Here is an 18,239-nt window from a genome sequence, read left to right as displayed (position 1 = left end):
AAACTGAAGCTCTTTTATCATTAAGTGATTCATTTCATTACTTAATCTTCACAATTTTAAACCATTACATTAAAAAAATAATGATTTCGAAATAGATTTTTTTTTGTGGGAATTTTTCACTTCGTTATCTTTGATAATCAAAAAACGAACTATATGAAAATCAAAACCTTAACATTAAGCATTGTGATTGCTAGTATGGCTTTTGCATGCAATTCAAACAAAAAACAAAGTGAGGAGAATGCAACTAATATAGATTCTACTCAAACAACAAGTACAGAACCTCAAACAACGGTTTCTGCAAAAAAATTCGACATTAATTCTGTTACGGTTTCAAACAAATCACTTGGCTCTTTTCCCTATTTTAATTTACCCGAGAATTATGAAGGAACGCCTAAAGATAATACTGCAGATTATGACGTTGCCTATTTCTGGGTAAAAGATCATTTTGAAAAACCAGAAGGAAAAATTTTCTATGCCAGAATTACTGCCAAAGAAGGAAAATCATACAGCGATCTTGAAGTAGCAAGAAATCTTGATGAATTAATTAAAAGTGTTGATGGTGTAAAAGTATCTGAAATGAAAACTCCTTCAGATTCATCCCATACTATTCCAGACAATAACCGTGTAAAATACATGAATGGTTATGGATTTACAGGAAACGCTATTACTACAACTTATTTAATTCGTCGTTCGGATAGAAATATTTGGGTACAGCTTACTCCGGGTGATGATGCTGTTTCTGCAGGATGGATGGTTCTTGAAACAAAACCTTTTAAAATGACCGCTTCACTTATTAAAGCAGATGAAATAAAAAAAGAACTGGATGCAAAAGGGCATATCGCTTTATACATCAACTTTGATACAGATAAAGCAACAATCAAACCTGAATCCTCACCTATTATCGACGAAATACAAAAACTGTTGACCAGCAATACAGGCCTGAAAATTTCTATCGAAGGCCATACCGACAATGTTGGCGTTGCATCGCATAACAAAAAACTTTCTGAAGACAGAGCTAATGCTGTAAAAACTGCATTAACTGCCAAAGGAATAAGTGCTGCAAGATTACAAACAAAAGGTTTGGGCTCCGAAAAACCTATTGCTGATAATTCCAATGAAGATGGCAAAGCAAAAAATCGTCGGGTAGAAATAGTGAAAATATAATGATTGCTAAATTATTGCTCAAATGTTTCTAACCTTGAGCATTTATGTAAAAAAAGAGATCTTGATAAGATCTCTTTTTTTGAAGAAAACCAAAAGCCCACAATTTCATTTTGGAAATTGTGGGCTTTTATTTTACAGTCACTATTTAAGCTTGTCAAGGTTTATATTGCCTAATAATGATTTTATTTGCGTTATGGCAATAGCATTCAATTGTTCTAAACGCTGGCTTTGTGTAATTCCTTTATTTATTAACACGGCATTAATACTTTCAATATTGCTAAGTACAACCAGTTGCTCTATTGTAGCTTCATCTCTTATATTTCCTGTCGCATTTTGGTTCTCAATACGCCATTGTTTTGCTGTTTTTCCAAACAGGGCAACATTTAGTAAATCTGCTTCATCTGCATATATAAAATTTATTTTTTCTTTAGTAAGCAATTGAGGAATCAAATTCTCTTTTATAGCATCAGTATGTATCTTATAATTTACTTTTGCCAAAGTTCGCTGTAAATTCCATGTTAGGTTCAGTCTTTCATTTTCTTCTTCTTTAAGTCTTTGAAATTCTTTCACTAACAACAATTGAAACTTAGGACTAATCCACATTCCAAAATGAAAGGCTATGTCTTTATGTCCATAAGTCCCGCCATATCGTCCAGCGGTTGCAGTAAGTCCTATTGCACCCGTATTCTCAATCCACTGCTTTACTGAAAGCACAAAATTATTACTACCCGCTTCATTTTTAATTATACCGAATTCGGTATAATTAAAATCTGGATTGTACAATGCTTCCCATTCTCCAAGATATTCGATTGTACTTTTAAGACTCAGCCATTTTATAATTACAACTTCTTGCAATTGGCTGCGTGCCATATCGGTTAAGGAAATATATTCATCCTTGCCATCTTTTGATAAAATAGTAATTTGGTTTCCTTCAACATTTATACTTTTTCCTTTTGCCATTCTTTTTTAATAAATCATTCATACTCCTCTAAGCTTAATAATTATAACTTAATGGATTTAACAACTGTAATGTGCAAAATTTGCACATTGCTTTTTTCTTCTAATTTATATTCCTTAAAAACATTTGCAATATGTTTGGTAACATACTGTCTGTCTTTAGCAAAGCTCTGCATTTTAAAATACTGATCTGATAATTAGAGAAAGTTAATAAAAAAACCTCGAAATATACATTTCGAGGTTTGGTATTATTTAAGTTAAAAATTTGCAGAAAGGAAGGGATTCGAACCCTCGATACAGTTACCCATATACTAGCTTTCCAGGCTAGCTCCTTAAACCACTCGGACACCTTTCTATTATTGGTCTGCAAAGAACACAAAAAAAATCGAGTTTCAAAAGTAAAATCTAAGATTACTTTTAAATGCTTTTTTTAAATTCTTCCATGAATATTTTTACTGCTTTTTTTTGATAACCTCCAATTGTTAACATAAAAGATTCTCTTTTCGTTGCAACGCCGGTAATTTGTATCGCTTTGAGCTGATCCCATCCTTTTAAAGCCTTTTCAGCCACGATTGTCGCCCAATCACTGTTCTCTACCATTTGCAATAAAGCGTGTATAGAATGCAGTTCTATTGAGATTTTGGGCTTCATATTAAACTTCTGGAATAACTCTTCTACAAATTCCCTTGAATTTGACCCTTTTCCTGGTAATACTAACGGAATTTCTTCTATTTTCTTAAAAGCTATTTTATCCAAATCTGCTAAAGCGTGGTTTTTGGAAACCGCCAAAACCATGTAAGATGTAAACAAAGGTACTTTTTGAATTGGTAATTCAATTTCATGCGATGAAACAACCAAAACAACATCTAATTGATTATCAATAAGCTTTTGTTCTAAAGCTTCTGTAGTTCCGTATTCGACAACAATTTTCAGATTTTGATATTGCTTAGCAAACGTATTAACGATTGGAAGAATCAATAAACCAAAAACATACGTCACACCAATTCGCAATTCGCCGCCAATCATTTCGTTTAAATCTTCAATTGCCTGCTTTCCGTTTTCTACATTTTCAACCACTTTTTTGGCGTGAATTAAAAAAACAGAACCCGCTTCTGTAAGCTGTACTTTCTTCCCAATCCGCTTAAACAAAGGCAGGCCGAGTTCTTCTTCCAGTTTTTTTATTTGCTGTGAAAGCCCTGATTGCGTTACAAAACACAATTCTGCTGCTTTTGTAAAATGAAGAACCTCAGCTGTTTTAATAAAGTATTCGAGTTGGTAAATTTCCATATGATAAGTTTTAATACTTATTATCAGTAAAATTATTAATTTTTCTAATGAAATCATAATCCCGACCTTTGTATTAAATATTTAAGATCATGTTTAAAGCGTTAAAATCTAAAAACTTCAAGTTATTCTTCTATGGGCAATCCGTTTCAGTTGTTGGAACGTGGATGCAGAAAACTGCCATAAGCTGGATGGTTTACAGCATAACCGGATCTGTATTTTTATTAGGACTGGCTACTTTTTTAAGCATGATTCCGTCTTTGTTTCTCGCTCCATTAGCAGGAAGTATTATTGGGCGTTACGACAGACACAAAGCCATGCTTTTATTGCAGTCTATGGCAATGATGCAGGCTGGAGCTTTGGCGATTTTAATTTATTTTAAAATTTACAATATCAACTTTATTTTGGCTTTGAGCCTTATTCAGGGAATTATAAATGCTTTTGATATGACCTGCCGACAAACGATGATGATTGATATTGTTGATGACAAAGAAGATCTACCAAACGCCGTTGCCCTAAATTCAACTTTAAATAATTTTGCCCGAATTGCAGGTCCTGCACTAGCCGGAATTATTCTGCACAATTATGGTGAAGACATTTGTTTTATTGGAAATTTCCTTAGCTATATTCCGGTTTTAATTTCGCTTTTAATGATGAAAATTACGCCGCACATCAAAGCGTTGGATAAATTTAAAATGCTTGAAGATTTCATTGAAGGTTTTGATTACGTAAAAAAAGAAGCCGAAATGGCAAAAATGCTTTTAATGTTAATGTGCAGCAGTTTATTTGTAATTTCTTTTAATACACTGATGCCGGTTTTTGCCAAAGATATTTTTAGCGGAAATGCACAAACTTTCAGCTGGTTTGAAAGTGCTGCCGGAATTGGTTCGATTTTATCTGCTATTTATTTGGCAAATCTTAAAAAATCAGATCAAATGAGCAAAATAATGATCGCTGCGAGCTTATTATTAGGTTTTAGCATCATTATACTAGCGTATTCAAATAATTTGACTGTGGCGCTTATTTGCATGGCTCTGAGCGGTATAGGCATGATGGCGCAAACTTCATCAATAAACATTTATGTGCAGACACAAAGTGCTGTAAATATGCGATCAAGAAGTATTAGTTATTATTTAATGGCTTATCAGGGAATGATTCCTGTGGGAAGTTTAATTATCGGATATGTTTCGCACATTATCGGAACCAGACATACGGTTGCGATTCAGGGAATTATTTGTATTCTTTCTGTGATTGTTTATGTGTATTATAAAAATCGTACTTCTCAAGAAGATTTAGAGACTTGTCCGGTTCATTATAAAGATTCAGAATTTTAATAAATTCCAATAAAAAAATTCCAAATTCCAATTGTACGTAATCTTGTCATTTCGAGGAACGAGAAATCGCACTAGAAATTCGACAAAGATTGTCACCATTAAGAACGGAGTTACTTGCGAAGATTTCTCGTTCCTCGAAATGACAAACTATGCTTGTTATCCGTTTTGGAATTTGGAATTTAAAATATTGGGATTTTATTTATAAAGAGATTTCCCCGCGCAAAGCAGTTTCAAAAACGTCTTTAAACTGATTTTGTGGAATATTATGTCCTAGTAAATACATCAATTTTGTAATTGCCGCTTCTGTAGTAATATCTTTTCCTGAAATAACGCCAAGAGATTTTAAGGCTGTACTGGTTTCGTATTGTCCCATGTTTACACTTCCGCCGGAACATTGCGTTACGTTTACAATGTGCATTCCGGAATTGATTGCTTTTTCAATTAAATTCAAAAACCACTCTTCGGTTGGAGCATTTCCTGAGCCGTAAGTTTCTAAAACAATTCCGCGCAAATCTGGAGTTGAGAGGATCGAAGCTAAAACTACTTCGCTCATTCCCGGAAACATTTTTATAATCGCTACGTGATTGTCTAAGTTTTTGTGAACAATCAAATCTGCACCTTCTTTTATCGGAAGAAATAAATGTGAGTTTAATTTTAAATGCACACCAGATTCTACCAATTCAGGATAATTTGGTGCAGTAAAAGCTCTAAAATGCTCTGCATTTACTTTTGAAGTTCTGTTTCCTCTGTATAATTTATATTCAAAATATAAAGAAACTTCATTGATAACAGGTTTTCCATTTTCCTGCAATGAAGCGATTTGAATCGCTGTAATAAGATTTTCTTTGGCATCAGTACGCAAATCTCCAATTGGCAACTGCGATCCTGTAAACACGACTGGTTTAGCTAAATTCTCCAGCATAAAACTCAATGCCGAAGCCGAATATGACATCGTATCTGAGCCGTGCAGCACCACAAATCCATCATACAAAGCATAATTTTCCTCGATAATTGTGGCAATTTTTGTCCACATTTTCGGATTCATGTTTGATGAATCTATCGGATTTTCAAATGAAACCGATTCGATCTCACAATCCAATTGTTTAATCTCTGGAATCTTCTGTATTAGTTTACTAAAGTTGAATGCTTTAAGCGCGCCAGTTTCAAAGTCTTTGCTCATACCGATAGTTCCTCCGGTATAAATCAAAAGTATTTTTGCTTTAGATGACATCTTGGTATTTTAATTTATTGACAACCGGATTAGCATACATTGCCAGAAATCCTTGTCTTGTAACAGGATTATCGCTGCCGATACGCATTTCTAAACGACGCTCAAAAAGTGATTTTTCACTTTCTTTATACAAATGAGCGAATCTTGTTGTTTCGTTTAAAATATCGTAAGCAATAAAATTAGTCGGCCACAATTGATAATTTGTTAAGATCGTATCATCAATAACTTGTGCCAAAGCCTGAACTTGTTTGTTTACGTTGTCATTTTCTGCCACGATTTTATCAATTTCAGTATCTAAAACATCGCCAACAGAAATATGTATTCTTTTTTTAGTTCCCATAATACCACTTAAAATGGTCATGAAATCTTCGTTTTTATCTTTAACGTAAACTTCGTTTTTTGATTCTGCCATTAATTGCGGCATTTTCAAAACATCTGTAGGATCGTATTCGTAAGAAATAGAAACCGGAACGATTTTTAATTTCTTAAAATAATCCATTAAGTTTTCTTCGTCAGAACCCATTCCAATCATTTTTAAAACGCCTGGATTGGTTTCATCATTTCCGTCTTTTGTTCTTCCTTCTCTTTGTGCGATCCAAACCGAACGATTTTCGCGAAGCAATAATTGTCCCATATATTCGGCAAGCAATTTAGAACTTTGCAGCATTTCACGAGGCGTTAACCCTCTTAAAACCAAAAAGTTTCTATTTAATTTTGCTAAAGTTGCCAGGAAAGCTTTTTTAACCAAATTGTCTCCAATTGCAGACGCTGTCATCACCAAACCATGTTCGAATAAACAAACATTCAGTAAAGTTGTATCTAATAAAATATCTCTGTGATTGGAGATAAATAGATAAGATGTATTAGGTTCCAGTTTCTCAAATCCCGAAGTTGTTAAGCCTTCAGAACTTTTCTCTAAAACCTTTTGTATGGTATTATAAATAAAATTGCATTGAAAATCGCGAATCGAATGCGTTTTTGTTAATTGATCTTTCCAAACTTCATCTTCTACTTCCGGAAAAGTAAAGTTCATCATGGTTTTCATCATTGGGTGATTTACAACATCATGAAGTGCTTCATTTATTTCGGAATCATAAAACGGTCGAATGGCATCAAATTTCTGCATTATTTATATTGGTTTTAAGTGGGCAAAAGAACAAAAAAAAAATTAAAGTTTTGTAAGGCTTTGGTTAAATCCCAAAAACGTCTTTTGAATTTTGAGTGGTTATTGCTGCAATCTCTTCTTCAGACACATCATATAAGTCTGCCAGCTTCGAAATTACATTGACTAAATAACTGCTCTCGTTTCTTTTTCCTCTGTACGGAATCGGCGCTAAATAAGGCGAATCTGTCTCCAATACAATGTGTTTTAAATCGATTTGATTTAAAAACTGGTCAATTTTTCCGTTCTTAAAAGTTACCACGCCTCCAATTCCTAATTTCATATTGTAAGAAATCGCCTGCTGTGCTTGTACTAAAGTTCCGGAAAAACAATGAAAAATCCCAAATAAATCTTCAGATTTTTCTTCTTCTAAAATTTCAAAGATTTCATCAAAGGCTTCACGACAATGAATTACGATGGGTAATTTATATTGTTTTGCCAGCTGAATTTGTCTTTTAAAAGCTATTTGCTGCTCTTTTAAATGTGTTTTATCCCAATACAAATCGATTCCGATTTCGCCCACAGCATAGAATTTTCGTTTTGATAATTCGGTTTCAACATGTGCTAATTCTTCCTCGTAATTATCTTTTACGTAAGTGGGATGTAAACCCATCATCAGGAAAATATTATCCGGATAGTTTTTTTCTAAATCGTACATAGATTGTGTTGCGGCAGCATCGATGGCAGGAATAAAAAAGCGTGTAATTCCGGCATCAATGGCACGTTGAATCATTTCATCACGATCCTGATCAAATTCTTCAGAATATAAGTGCGTGTGTGTATCGGTAATAATAGGTGTTGAATTCAATGGTCTAATTTTAAAGTTGTCAAAATTACGACAATATTAAAAGAATAGCAATTGCTTGTTGGTACGCGGATTTTACGGATTCACTTCGTGAAAGCGTGGATGAAAAACGGATTTTTTTCTCATTTTTGTCAGACTGAGCGAAGTCTAAGGATGACATATATAACGTAAAAACCTTTGTCAAAGTTTAAAACTTTGACAAAGGTCTGGACTAATAAATTGTTTTATTTCCCTGTTTCTATAAATAATAAAGCTCTATCTAAAACTTCATCTTTTCCTTCCTGAATTCCTTTAATCGTTGGTTTTATTTCGATGTCTGGTACAATTCCTATTCTTTGGGTTTCTCTGCCGTCAGGATAATAAACCCCAATTCCTGTATATCTGGTATGAAACGAGGCAAAATCAAGCTCGATTACATTTCCATCCGCTCCTGCAGTCTGGCTTCCTATAATAGTTGTATTACCAGCTGTTTGAAAACACATTGCTGTCCATTCTGCCTGACTTAAGGATTTTTCGTTAAGCAGCACAATTACTTTTCCTTTATAATTGTCTTTGTTTTCAGATCCGCACATTGACCCTTCTGTCCATTTAAATTTTCCAGGATAACTAAAATCAGGATGCGTATAGATGGCGAATTTTTCTTCATGAGCGTTTAAAAAATTAGCGATATCATTATATGTCCCCTGCGGATAATTTCTCATATCAAAAATAATCGCTCTAGTTGGTCTTAATTTTTCAATCATATCCGGAACATTTGCACTTTTAATTCGCCCCATATCCACGTATCCGATATTATCATCTAAAAGCTTAAACTTTTCCTTTCTCTTTTTAGCTCCTTTTTTAAATTCATTTCTGTGAGAATCATGATAATCGTACCATGTCATTGCTTTTGTTGTATACTTGCCGTCTTTTAAAAACTCAACATCAATTTTTTCTGAATTAGCATTTAAAATTTTTTTAACGAGTTTACTTAAAAGAGTCGGCTCGTTTGAAGCTCCAAATAAATCTCTGTATTCTGAGACGTATGCTGCAATCGTTTTATTATTTACTTTCGTAATTACATCGCCTACTTTTATATCATCGGCTTGCGCCAAACTATCAGCAAGAATTTCAGTAACCACCATTTTATTATCAATTATTTTGCAGTCAGCAGGAAAAAACCTTTTGCTTTCTTCAAATTTAGAATTCTTATATAAAGCAAATTCAACATGGCTGTCATCTAGCTTAGAAGCTGTTTTGCGTACCGTTGTAAAAAAATCCTCTTCATTTTTCGCTTCAAGAACTAAAGGAAGCATCTGCTTAAAAGTTACATCCCATTTCTGATCCATTTTATATTTATAGGGAAAGAAATATTCAACTAAATTCCAATACATAAAATACCATAAGATTCTGGAGTTTTTCTCGTCAAACTTCAGATTAAAATAATTTCCGTTTTTAAGAGGATTGTAACCTGGTCCTATTTCTTCATCTGTTTGAAACCTGTTATCTTCAATAAATTTTAATTTCTTCGAAAGCTTTTTAGAGAATATCTTATCATTAAACCAGCTTAAATCAAAATTCTTATCAAAAACCTTTGTCTCTTTTGATATAATGATTGGCGCAATTTCTTTTATTGGCCCAAGATCATCGATCCAGTTTTCGATAATTAAAGAAAACTCTTCTTTGGTTTGTGCTTTTTCTATTTTAGGTAACTTTTCTAAAAGCTGATTATCCCAATTCACTTCTCCGCCCGCCACTTTTGGATGATAGTATTTTAAGAAACCCCAAACTTTGCATGCTGCGGTAAGTTTTTCAGTTTCGGTGATTTTGGCGGCGCTAAAAATGGTTTGAGAAAATACAATAAAAAGAAATAAAGTAATTTTTTTCATTAATGAAGTTGGTTAGATTTTAGGTTGTTTTTGGGCAGATTCTTATAAAAAGAAAAATCGAATTTAGAACTAAAATTCTAAATTCGATTGAGGTTTCCCGTAAAGGGATGAATATTTTTTTAAAGAAAATCTAATCCAGCTGATGCAATAGTTCTTCAACCTGATCGTAGCCTTCATAATCTTCAGAAATGGTTTCGAGGATTTTTTTACAGCCTTCGTAATCTTTTTGTTTTAATTTAGATAAAGCCAAATACCAGACTGCTTTTTCTTTATAGGCAGATTCTCCTGCTTTCAATTCATTAAAAATAGCTTCGGCTTTTATATAATGACTTTCTTCCAGAAGCGAAACCCCATAAAAGAATTGAATTTCTGCTGTTTTATTTTTTTGCAAAATTGTTTCAAAAAGCGGAATTGCTTTGTTGTATGTTTTATGATTAAATGCTTTTTCTGCCTCTTTTAAAGTTTCATCGGCAGTCGATCTTTCGGTAAAAGAAGCATGTTCTGGATTATTGTAATCTCCATAAACGGGATTTTGGTTGTAATTAAAAAAGAACAATCCGAATAAAACGGCAACCGAAGCCGCAACCGCTAAATACCAAGGTTTTAAGCCAATTACTTTTGGTTTATTATCGAAATGTCTCTCCGAAATTTGACTTAAATTTTCTTTAAAAATTTCTCTTTCCTGCTCAAATCCAAATTTATTGTCCAATTGAAATTGTATGTTTTTGAAAGTCTCAAATTCCGAAGCAAATTCGGGATCTGCAACTAATTGTTTTTCAAAATCATTTTTGGCCTCAATCGTTAATTCGCCTTGAAGATATTCATCAAATAATATGTAACGTTCTTCGTTCATGACTAATCGTTTTTTAAAGAATTAAAGTTTTTTGCTTCCTGAATCCATTGCGTTAACTGGCCAACACACAGCGACTTTTTTTTACGAACATAACCATATGTTACGTTTAGTTTTTCGGCTACTTCTTCCATCGATTTAATTTCAAAACTCAGCTTTAATAACTCTTTGCATTTGTCTCCTAATTTCTGAAACATGGTGTCAAAAAGCTGTTGTTTTTCATCAAATTCTTCGGTTTGTCCAATCAGCTCCAGTGCAGATTCATTAATAGATACTGCATCTTCAATAATTGTTACCCCTTTGTTGGAAGTTTTTTTCAGTTCGTTGAGCCATTTTCTTTTACACAAAAGAAAAAAGTACGCATCAAACGGACAGGTTAATTCCAACGAATTGGCTTTGGCCTGATTAAAAAGCAAAATCAATACTTCCTGAACAACGTCCTGAGCGTGATCTCTATCACCAGAATTGTTCATAATAAACATTACGACTTTAGGAACATACTTTTTATATATGGATTGAATGATCACCGAATCGTTTGCAGCAAGCCCGTCAATATACTTTTGGTCAGGATGCACTTTAGTTTTACTCATAAAAAAACTTTTAATCAGATAAAGTTAAAAAAGAATCTCAAAAAATTTCAAATAAAAGGGTAACAATTAACAATTACAGTTGATATAAGGAAACAAGAATCTTTTAAAAGAGTTAAAATTAAGAGAAAATGGAAACTTATCAATTTACCAACGACAAGACTTTAGATCAATTTTATAAAATGATCTCTGCCAAGACCCGTAATGGCTTTGTAATCGTAGAACATAACGAGAAACTACCCTATGTTGTTTTATGCCGGGAAAAAAAAGTTATCAAACATTTTCTGCACTTATTTCTTACCTGTCTCACTTTCGGACTTTGGTCAATTGTCTGGATCTATTTAATTGTTACGCTTTCGCGGAAGCAGAACATTCTTGTGGCTGTTGATGAAGACGGAAATCTCTTTGAAGACAAATGTCTTTCGGCATAAATCAAAAAAAAAATCAAAACAGGGGTAACAAATAAAACCACAAGTTGATATAAGCCTATAAGCACAATAAAAATATTTTTTGAAAAACAGGGGTAACAATATCAAACCTTAATTGATATAAGATTGTAATTAATAACCAGAATCTGAAAACCACTTGACGATCAAGTCAGATTTATAAAAACTAGAAATTATGAACACAAATTTTAAAACTATCGGACTTTTATTTCTATTATTAGTTTCTTTTGTAAGCTGCGACACCAGCGATGGTGATGACACGAGCAATGTTATTTTGCCTCCAACATCAGCAGCTTTTAAAAGCATCAGCGAAAAAGGAGTAAAAAGAAATACACAAAACTTTACAATTACGGCCGGAGATGGTATGGTAACGCTTACGTCTGCAAAAGGTGTAAAATTACATATCAACGGAAACTGCCTTACTAAAAACGGAAATGCTGTGACGGGAGAAGTTAATATCGAATATATCGAACTTTTTGATAAAGGAAATATGCTGGTTACTAACAAACCAACAATGGGAATTACACCAGACGGAAAGAAAAACCTTTTAATTTCGGGCGGGGAATTCTTTATTAAAGCAACTCAAGGCGGTGTTGAATTACAAACTTCTTGTTATTTAAGTTTGGTGGTTCCAACTGCGCTAACTGACGGTTATGACAATGCCATGACATTGTGGACTGGTGTAATTGAGGAAGACGGTGATTTGGCCTGGAAAGATGCCAGAGGTGCTGACGGAAAAGGCGGCGTTCAAGGTGAAGGAAACAGTTATTATGTAACTTTTGGAAACTTTGGATGGACAAATGTTGACCGTTTTTACAGCGATCCAAGACCTAAAACAACTATTCTGGTTGATGTTCCAGACGGATACAATAACACAAACAGTGCTGTATATCTTTCTTATGATGGTGAAGGTACAAATGCTCTTGCCAAACTGGATACGTATACTGCCGAAGGATTGTTTAGCGAACACTACGGACAAATTCCAATTGGTCTTGCTTGTCATATTATTTTCGCAACAGAAGATAATGGAAACTGGAGATATGCCATAAAAGGAGTGACAACAACTGCAAATGCTGTTTACACCTTTACACTAGCCGAAACAACAGTCGATACCGAAGCTCAACTTGTTGCTGCAATTAATGCCATTCAGTAACTTATAAATGCTTTTTTAAGAGAAAGTGATGATTTGCTCATCACTTTTTTTTACATTTAATCCTGTTTTAAAATTGATTCTGATGATTTTAAGACTAAAAACTGTCTAGTTATGAAACCACAACTGTCTATTTTCTTTATTCTATTTTCAATTTTTTCAATAGGACAAACCAAAGTAAAAGACACCATAACCCGAAGAGCAAATATTGGTTTTATCCAAAACGGAAATGCCGTTTCTTTTAAACCCGAAACGCCGCCGTTGATTCCAATTGCAGGTGCGCCAAAGCCAAGTTATTCTTATTTATGGGAACTCGGCGACGGACATTACAGTAAAGAAGCTGAGCCAAAACATGTTTATAAGAACAAAGGAACTTATACGACAAGACTTGCTGTAACCAACAATTACGACAACGGAAAACCTCCGGCAACGCGCCCGAAAAAAGTGGCCGTAAATGATATTACAGATACTAATTATAAAGACATTGCTTCGATTGCAGATCAAAATGGTTTTGCGATTTTAAAAAACTGCGATCCCATTCCGGAGCAGGAAATGGTAGTCGTAGTAAGTTATCAAAATCTGGAGAATTATGTTTCCAGCGGAAAGCTTTATTTATTTTATAATGAAAAGCAATTCAAACATAATAATTTCGAATTAAGTGATTTTAGAACGTATGCAAACGAACGTGAAGTAAAAGAAAACTTAGTTGCTTCTGTTGACGATCTTGACGATTCGAATAATTTTGTGGCTTCCGCCGAAAACAGTTTCAAACTTAAAAAATACCGAAATACAACTACTGAAGAAGATCTCGATGCTTCGCTTTTAGACGCTCATAAAACCTATCATAATGTTTCGGTTTTAGAATTTGATGATGCCAATCCGGGAGAAACACGCAATGTTTTTTATACGTTTAAAACCACTACCGAAATGATAAAAGATACGAGCGCAACGGTTACGATGCGCGGTATTTTTGTTCCAAATCGGAGTTATAAAAACCATAAGATTAAAAATCTGGAAATGGAAATCGTAACGTCGCACGATCCTAATAAAATGGGTTCTAACGGACGTTTTATGAATTACAGATTGGTGCGTTTTAAAAGGGTAAATTTTAAAACCCGTTTTCAAAATAACGGTGAAGGTCCGGCGAGAAAAATTCGTTTAGAAACTGATATTCCGGATATGTTTGACAAGAAAACTTTTCAAATCGAAAGTATGTATCCAGAATGTCCGATTTGCCCAAAAGGCGAAGAACCAACCGTGAGCTGTCTCGATACGATTATCAAACAAAAACAGATTATTTTTACGTTTAAGAATATTTATCTTCCGGGAACGGAACAAAAAAATGTTCACGAAAAAGACAGTACAAAAGGTTTTGTAAAATATTCGATGAAGTTTGGAGAAGACTTTCATAAGGTAAAAACCAAAAGCCGAACTTCGATTATTTTCGACAAAAACGAACCTATTATTACCAATTATGCCACTACTCGATTCCTTCCGGGGATTTCGATTGGCGTAAAAGCGGGTTACAATTTTTATCCTGATTTAGATAAATCAACAAGTTATTTTGTGGGTGCGACACTTTCGCCTTTTAAATCGTATCGTTTTTACTGGCAGGTTGAATGGGTAAATGCATTAAATCAATATAATAGTGCCGTTACTGTTGTTGATCAAATAAATACGAATGCAAACGGAGTAAGGCAATTGATACGCACGACTACAGCAACCGAAAATAAAAATATTAATTGGGAAGTTCCTGTTTTGATTCGGTACAACATTAATAATTATATCGGAATTGGCGCAGGAATTCAAGCGAATATAAATGTCTCGCAAGAACAAAATCAGAACTTAAAAATTGATACTTATGAAGGTGATAAAGAAAGTTTTTTAATTGATACAAAAACGGAAACCAACAATATGAAAACTTCTTTTACGGATATTAAAACAGGTCTTTTGTTTGATTTAACGGCTGGTTTCGCCAGAATTGGACCGAGCTTGGGCGCGCGTTATGTAATTAATTTTGAACAGAATTTTAATTACTTTCAAGTTTATGGAATATGGAAATTTTAAGGTTATTCCACAAAGACACACAAAGGATACACAGAGATATGCTAAGAGGTTTGCCACAAATTGCACTAATTTTCACGAATTAATGCTGAAATAATTAGTGGAAATTCGTGAAATTCGTGGCGGAAAAAAAATTGAAACACCAATGTCATCCTGAGCGAAGTCGAAGGCTTTATAACGAAAAAGGTCTTCGACTTCGCTCAGACTGACACTCGATGATACAATCAAAATTAATATGAACTTATATAACTTATATGGTTTAATCTTTCTTTTCCTAACTCTGAATGTTTTTGGGCAGAATCAGGAAGATAAAATATATAATGCCGTTGATAGTTTTGTTGCTCATCCTTCCGCGAAAGCGTTACAAAATTTAAACGCCGCAGAAGCTGATTTTTGGAGAAACTCTAAACCTAAAACCAAAGATGAATTCTTGGCAATCGTGGTTTTAAATTGTAATAAAGCGTATTATGAAAACCAATTTGGGCAGACACAAAATGCAATTTCGAGTTATGAAAAAGCCTGGCAAATCTATCAAAAACACAAACTCAGCGATTACGATATTATTGAATTCTGCTTAAAACCTTTAGGGAATTTATATACTGTTTTGGGCGATTATGACAGTGCCGAAAACACCATAAAACAATATTTTTTTATTGTCAATACTTCTAAAAATTATCCTGACGCGCAAAAGCAAAAGTTTGCTGCGATTTTGAATTTATCGAATGTGTATCAGAGTTCCGGGAAAATTTCTTTGGCCATTGAACTTTTAGAAAATACTCTAAAAACAGAGAAATTATCGAATTTGCAAAAGGGAATTTTATGGAATAATTTGGGGAATAATTATTTATTAGATTCTCAAAAGATAGTATGGATTGTGAAATCACCTCCAGATATCGAAAGTGCGTTTAAATCTTCTATTAAATATCTACAAAACGAAAAAAATCAATCGGAGAATTTATCTAATGCTTATCGAAATTTAGCTTCGATGAACAGACAATGGCAACAATATGAAACTGCTAATTCTTATTTAAAAAAAGCGGAGAAATTGTTTTTAGAAACACCGAATATTCAACCAAGAAAAATGGCAAAATTGTATTATGAAAAAGCTTTATTGCTTTTTGCTGAACATAAATATGACGAATGTTCTAAACAAATTAATTCGATTTTTGAAATTTTAATTCCGAATTACAAATCAAAAAGTAATTTACCAAATGAAAATGAATTGTACGCCGAAACGGTTTTAATTGATGCACTAGATTTACAAGCAGAAATTTTTATTCGACAAAATCAGTCAAAAAAAGCGCTTGAAGCTTTTTATCTTTCCTTTCACATTGAAGATATATTGATGAATGTTGTATTTTACGAAAACTCAAAAATCATTTCACAATTACGTTCTCGCAATCGTACCGAAAAATGCATTTCAATTTATGATCTATTATATCAAAAAGAAAACAATATTAAGTATCTGGAAAAAGCTTTTCAACTTGCCGAAAGATCCAAATCGGGGATTTTGCAACGTTATCGTTCAAATATTAAAAATGCTTCGAATGAAGAAAAACAGCTTTTGCAAGAGCTTCAAAACTTAAATAATGCTATTTTAAAGGAACAGCAAAAAGGAGATTCTGCAAACATTTTAGAGATAAATCGTCTTATAAAAAAACAAAACGAATTGATGATTTCTTTGAAGAAGATTCAAGGCAAAAATCCAGATTATATCCCTGAAAATTGTAATATAAAATCTCTTTTATCGCAATTAGAAAATGATAAAGCGGTAATGGTTTACTATTTTATGGGTTCTGAAATTCTATATTATTTCACCTTGAAGAATAAACAAATCCATCTAAACCACATTTATATAACTGATACTGCGATTCCGCAAATTGGAGCGTTTATTGATTATTTTAATAACTCCAATACTATTCTTAACAACATTTCCGGGTATAATAAAAATGGTTATGCTGTTTATAAAATGCTGAAATTACCTCTAAACAAGGTGTATAAAAATCTAATAATTGTTCCTGACGGAATTTTAAATTTTCTTCCTTTCGAGGCGTTAATTACACGAGAATCAAAAACAACTAATTTTGCCAAAATGCATTATTTGTTAAACGATTTCAAAATTGCTTATAATACCTCAGCTAATATTTATCTGAATTCAAAACCTGTTTCAAAATCAGAGAAAACGGTTTTGGGCGTTTTTCCCGTTTTCGAAAAAACGGCTTTTGAATTGAGTTACTCGAAGAAAGAATTAGAATCGATTCGGAGTAATTTTAAAGGGAAATATTTAGAAAATTCCAATGCCAGTTTTTCTAATTTTAAAAATAATGCTCCCAATTATTCTATTTTGCATTTGAGTACACACGCATCATCTGGCGATATTGAAATTCCGGCAAGCATTAAATTTTACGATCAGGAAATTCTGTATTCTGAATTGTATAATCTGCATATAAATCCTGATTTAGTGGTTTTAAGTGCCTGCGAAACGGGAATTGGAAAACTATATAAAGCCGAAGGAGCGATGAGCATTGCAAGAGGTTTTCAGTTTGCGGGAGCGCAGAATTTACTTTTTTCGCTTTGGAAAGTAAACGATTTTACGACTTCGGTTTTTATGTCTGACTTTTATAAAAATATCAAGAATGATGTTTCTTATTTTGAAGCCAATTCAAATGCCAAATTGGAATATTTAAACGATAAATCGATTCCGAATGCTAAGAAGTCGCCTTATTACTGGAGCTCGTTTGTGTATTATGGTTCGATTTCGAAAGAAGAAAAATCTGGAAATTATATCTATTATGTAATTAGCTTTTTGATTGTAATTGGTTTATTTTTGATATTCAATCCCTATCGAAAATGGAAAATCTTCACGAGGTTCTCAAAAAAGAGAAATATAAAAAAATAAAATTCAAGGTTACTAAAACACAGCATCTTTCTATAAAAGCAAAAATAAACGGCGTTTCGGGAAGTTTCATTTTAGATACGGGTGCATCAAACACCTGCATTGGTTTTGAAAGCATCGAACGTTTTGATTTATCTGCAAAAAAGTCCAAAACAAAAGCTTCAGGAGCCGGCGGAACCGGAATGGCAACGCAGATTTCTTCTCAAAATTCATTACAATTAGGAAACTGGAAAAACAAAGGTTTCACTATAGTAATTTTTGATCTTTCACATGTAAATGAGGCTTTACAATCGTACAAAGCAAAACCTGTTCACGGCATTATTGGTGCGGATGTTTTGCTTGAAGGCAAGGCGATTATTGATTATTATAATCATTATTTGTACCTTAAATAAGGAAAATTCAATTTTTTTAAATTCCAAATTCCAATTGGAATCTAAAATC

General features: G+C 33.3%; 15 protein-coding genes and 1 tRNA gene. 7 read left to right on the top strand and 9 right to left on the bottom strand.

Features of this window, described 5'->3' with window-relative positions; genetic code table 11:
- Window positions 1–153: 153 nt before the first annotated feature.
- On the top strand, window positions 154–1,164 hold the full coding sequence (locus B3C18_RS20650; RefSeq protein ID WP_291151171.1) for an OmpA family protein: 1,011 nt from the start codon (window positions 154–156) through the stop codon (window positions 1,162–1,164).
- A 141-nt stretch (window positions 1,165–1,305) separates the two neighbouring features.
- Here the strand turns inward: B3C18_RS20650 and B3C18_RS20645 are convergent, their stop codons facing one another.
- The 3 genes from B3C18_RS20645 to B3C18_RS20635 all read right to left on the bottom strand — a co-directional run bounded on the left by B3C18_RS20645 (window position 1,306) and on the right by B3C18_RS20635 (window position 3,408).
- Window positions 1,306–2,124, bottom strand: a complete 819-nt coding sequence (locus tag B3C18_RS20645; RefSeq protein WP_291151168.1) for a KilA-N domain-containing protein — start codon at window positions 2,122–2,124, stop codon at window positions 1,306–1,308.
- 265 nt (window positions 2,125–2,389) lie between these two features.
- Window positions 2,390–2,476: transfer RNA gene (locus tag B3C18_RS20640), tRNA-Ser, on the bottom strand.
- A 62-nt stretch (window positions 2,477–2,538) separates the two neighbouring features.
- Window positions 2,539–3,408: a LysR substrate-binding domain-containing protein gene (locus B3C18_RS20635; protein WP_291151165.1), complete on the bottom strand. Its 870-nt coding sequence runs from the start codon at window positions 3,406–3,408 to the stop codon at window positions 2,539–2,541.
- 89 nt (window positions 3,409–3,497) lie between these two features.
- On the opposite strand from B3C18_RS20635, the gene B3C18_RS20630 reads away from it, so the two are divergent.
- On the top strand, window positions 3,498–4,739 hold the full coding sequence (locus B3C18_RS20630; protein ID WP_291151162.1) for an MFS transporter: 1,242 nt from the start codon (window positions 3,498–3,500) through the stop codon (window positions 4,737–4,739).
- 199 nt (window positions 4,740–4,938) lie between these two features.
- Here the strand turns inward: B3C18_RS20630 and B3C18_RS20625 are convergent, their stop codons facing one another.
- The 6 genes from B3C18_RS20625 to B3C18_RS20600 all read right to left on the bottom strand — a co-directional run bounded on the left by B3C18_RS20625 (window position 4,939) and on the right by B3C18_RS20600 (window position 11,245).
- On the bottom strand, window positions 4,939–5,970 hold the full coding sequence (locus tag B3C18_RS20625; protein WP_291151160.1) for an asparaginase: 1,032 nt from the start codon (window positions 5,968–5,970) through the stop codon (window positions 4,939–4,941).
- Window positions 5,960–7,096: a 1-acyl-sn-glycerol-3-phosphate acyltransferase gene (locus B3C18_RS20620; RefSeq protein WP_291151158.1), complete on the bottom strand. Its 1,137-nt coding sequence runs from the start codon at window positions 7,094–7,096 to the stop codon at window positions 5,960–5,962. Before B3C18_RS20620 ends, B3C18_RS20625 begins: the two co-directional genes overlap by 11 nt.
- A 64-nt stretch (window positions 7,097–7,160) precedes the next feature.
- A complete protein-coding gene (locus B3C18_RS20615; protein ID WP_291151155.1) occupies window positions 7,161–7,940 on the bottom strand; it encodes a TatD family hydrolase in 780 nt (259 codons plus the stop codon).
- A 221-nt stretch (window positions 7,941–8,161) separates the two neighbouring features.
- Window positions 8,162–9,805 carry a S41 family peptidase gene (locus B3C18_RS20610; RefSeq protein ID WP_291151152.1) on the bottom strand — a complete coding sequence of 548 codons (1,644 nt, stop codon included), beginning with the start codon at window positions 9,803–9,805 and terminating at the stop codon, window positions 8,162–8,164.
- A gap of 130 nt (window positions 9,806–9,935) precedes the next feature.
- A complete protein-coding gene (locus B3C18_RS20605) occupies window positions 9,936–10,658 on the bottom strand; it encodes a tetratricopeptide repeat protein (protein ID WP_291151149.1) in 723 nt (240 codons plus the stop codon).
- Between the two features lie 2 nt (window positions 10,659–10,660).
- The gene (locus tag B3C18_RS20600) at window positions 10,661–11,245 is read right to left on the bottom strand and encodes an RNA polymerase sigma factor (protein WP_291151147.1); all 585 of its coding nucleotides are present in this window, start codon (window positions 11,243–11,245) and stop codon (window positions 10,661–10,663) included.
- A 128-nt stretch (window positions 11,246–11,373) separates the two neighbouring features.
- Here B3C18_RS20600 and B3C18_RS20595 point away from each other — a divergent pair, with 128 nt between their 5' ends.
- The 5 genes from B3C18_RS20595 (at window position 11,374) to B3C18_RS20575 (ending at window position 18,190) form a co-directional block, all read left to right on the top strand.
- Complete coding sequence (locus B3C18_RS20595; RefSeq protein ID WP_291151145.1) at window positions 11,374–11,673, top strand: hypothetical protein; 300 nt, start codon at window positions 11,374–11,376, stop codon at window positions 11,671–11,673.
- Window positions 11,674–11,863: 190 nt separating this feature from the next.
- A complete protein-coding gene (locus B3C18_RS20590) occupies window positions 11,864–12,841 on the top strand; it encodes a hypothetical protein (RefSeq protein WP_291151143.1) in 978 nt (325 codons plus the stop codon).
- 111 nt (window positions 12,842–12,952) lie between these two features.
- On the top strand, window positions 12,953–14,905 hold the full coding sequence (locus B3C18_RS20585) for a PKD domain-containing protein (protein ID WP_291151141.1): 1,953 nt from the start codon (window positions 12,953–12,955) through the stop codon (window positions 14,903–14,905).
- Between the two features lie 232 nt (window positions 14,906–15,137).
- A complete protein-coding gene (locus B3C18_RS20580; protein WP_291151139.1) occupies window positions 15,138–17,801 on the top strand; it encodes a CHAT domain-containing protein in 2,664 nt (887 codons plus the stop codon).
- On the top strand, window positions 17,753–18,190 hold the full coding sequence (locus B3C18_RS20575) for a retropepsin-like aspartic protease (protein ID WP_291151137.1): 438 nt from the start codon (window positions 17,753–17,755) through the stop codon (window positions 18,188–18,190). The genes B3C18_RS20580 and B3C18_RS20575 overlap by 49 nt, the downstream gene beginning before the upstream one ends.
- The last annotated feature ends 49 nt before the right edge of the window (window positions 18,191–18,239 follow it).

It is taken from the genome of Flavobacterium sp. UBA7680, assembly GCF_002482975.1.
Taxonomy (GTDB): domain Bacteria; phylum Bacteroidota; class Bacteroidia; order Flavobacteriales; family Flavobacteriaceae; genus Flavobacterium.
The sequence above is the reverse complement of the archived record's forward strand: the minus strand, read 5'-3'. Positions and strand labels throughout refer to the sequence as shown.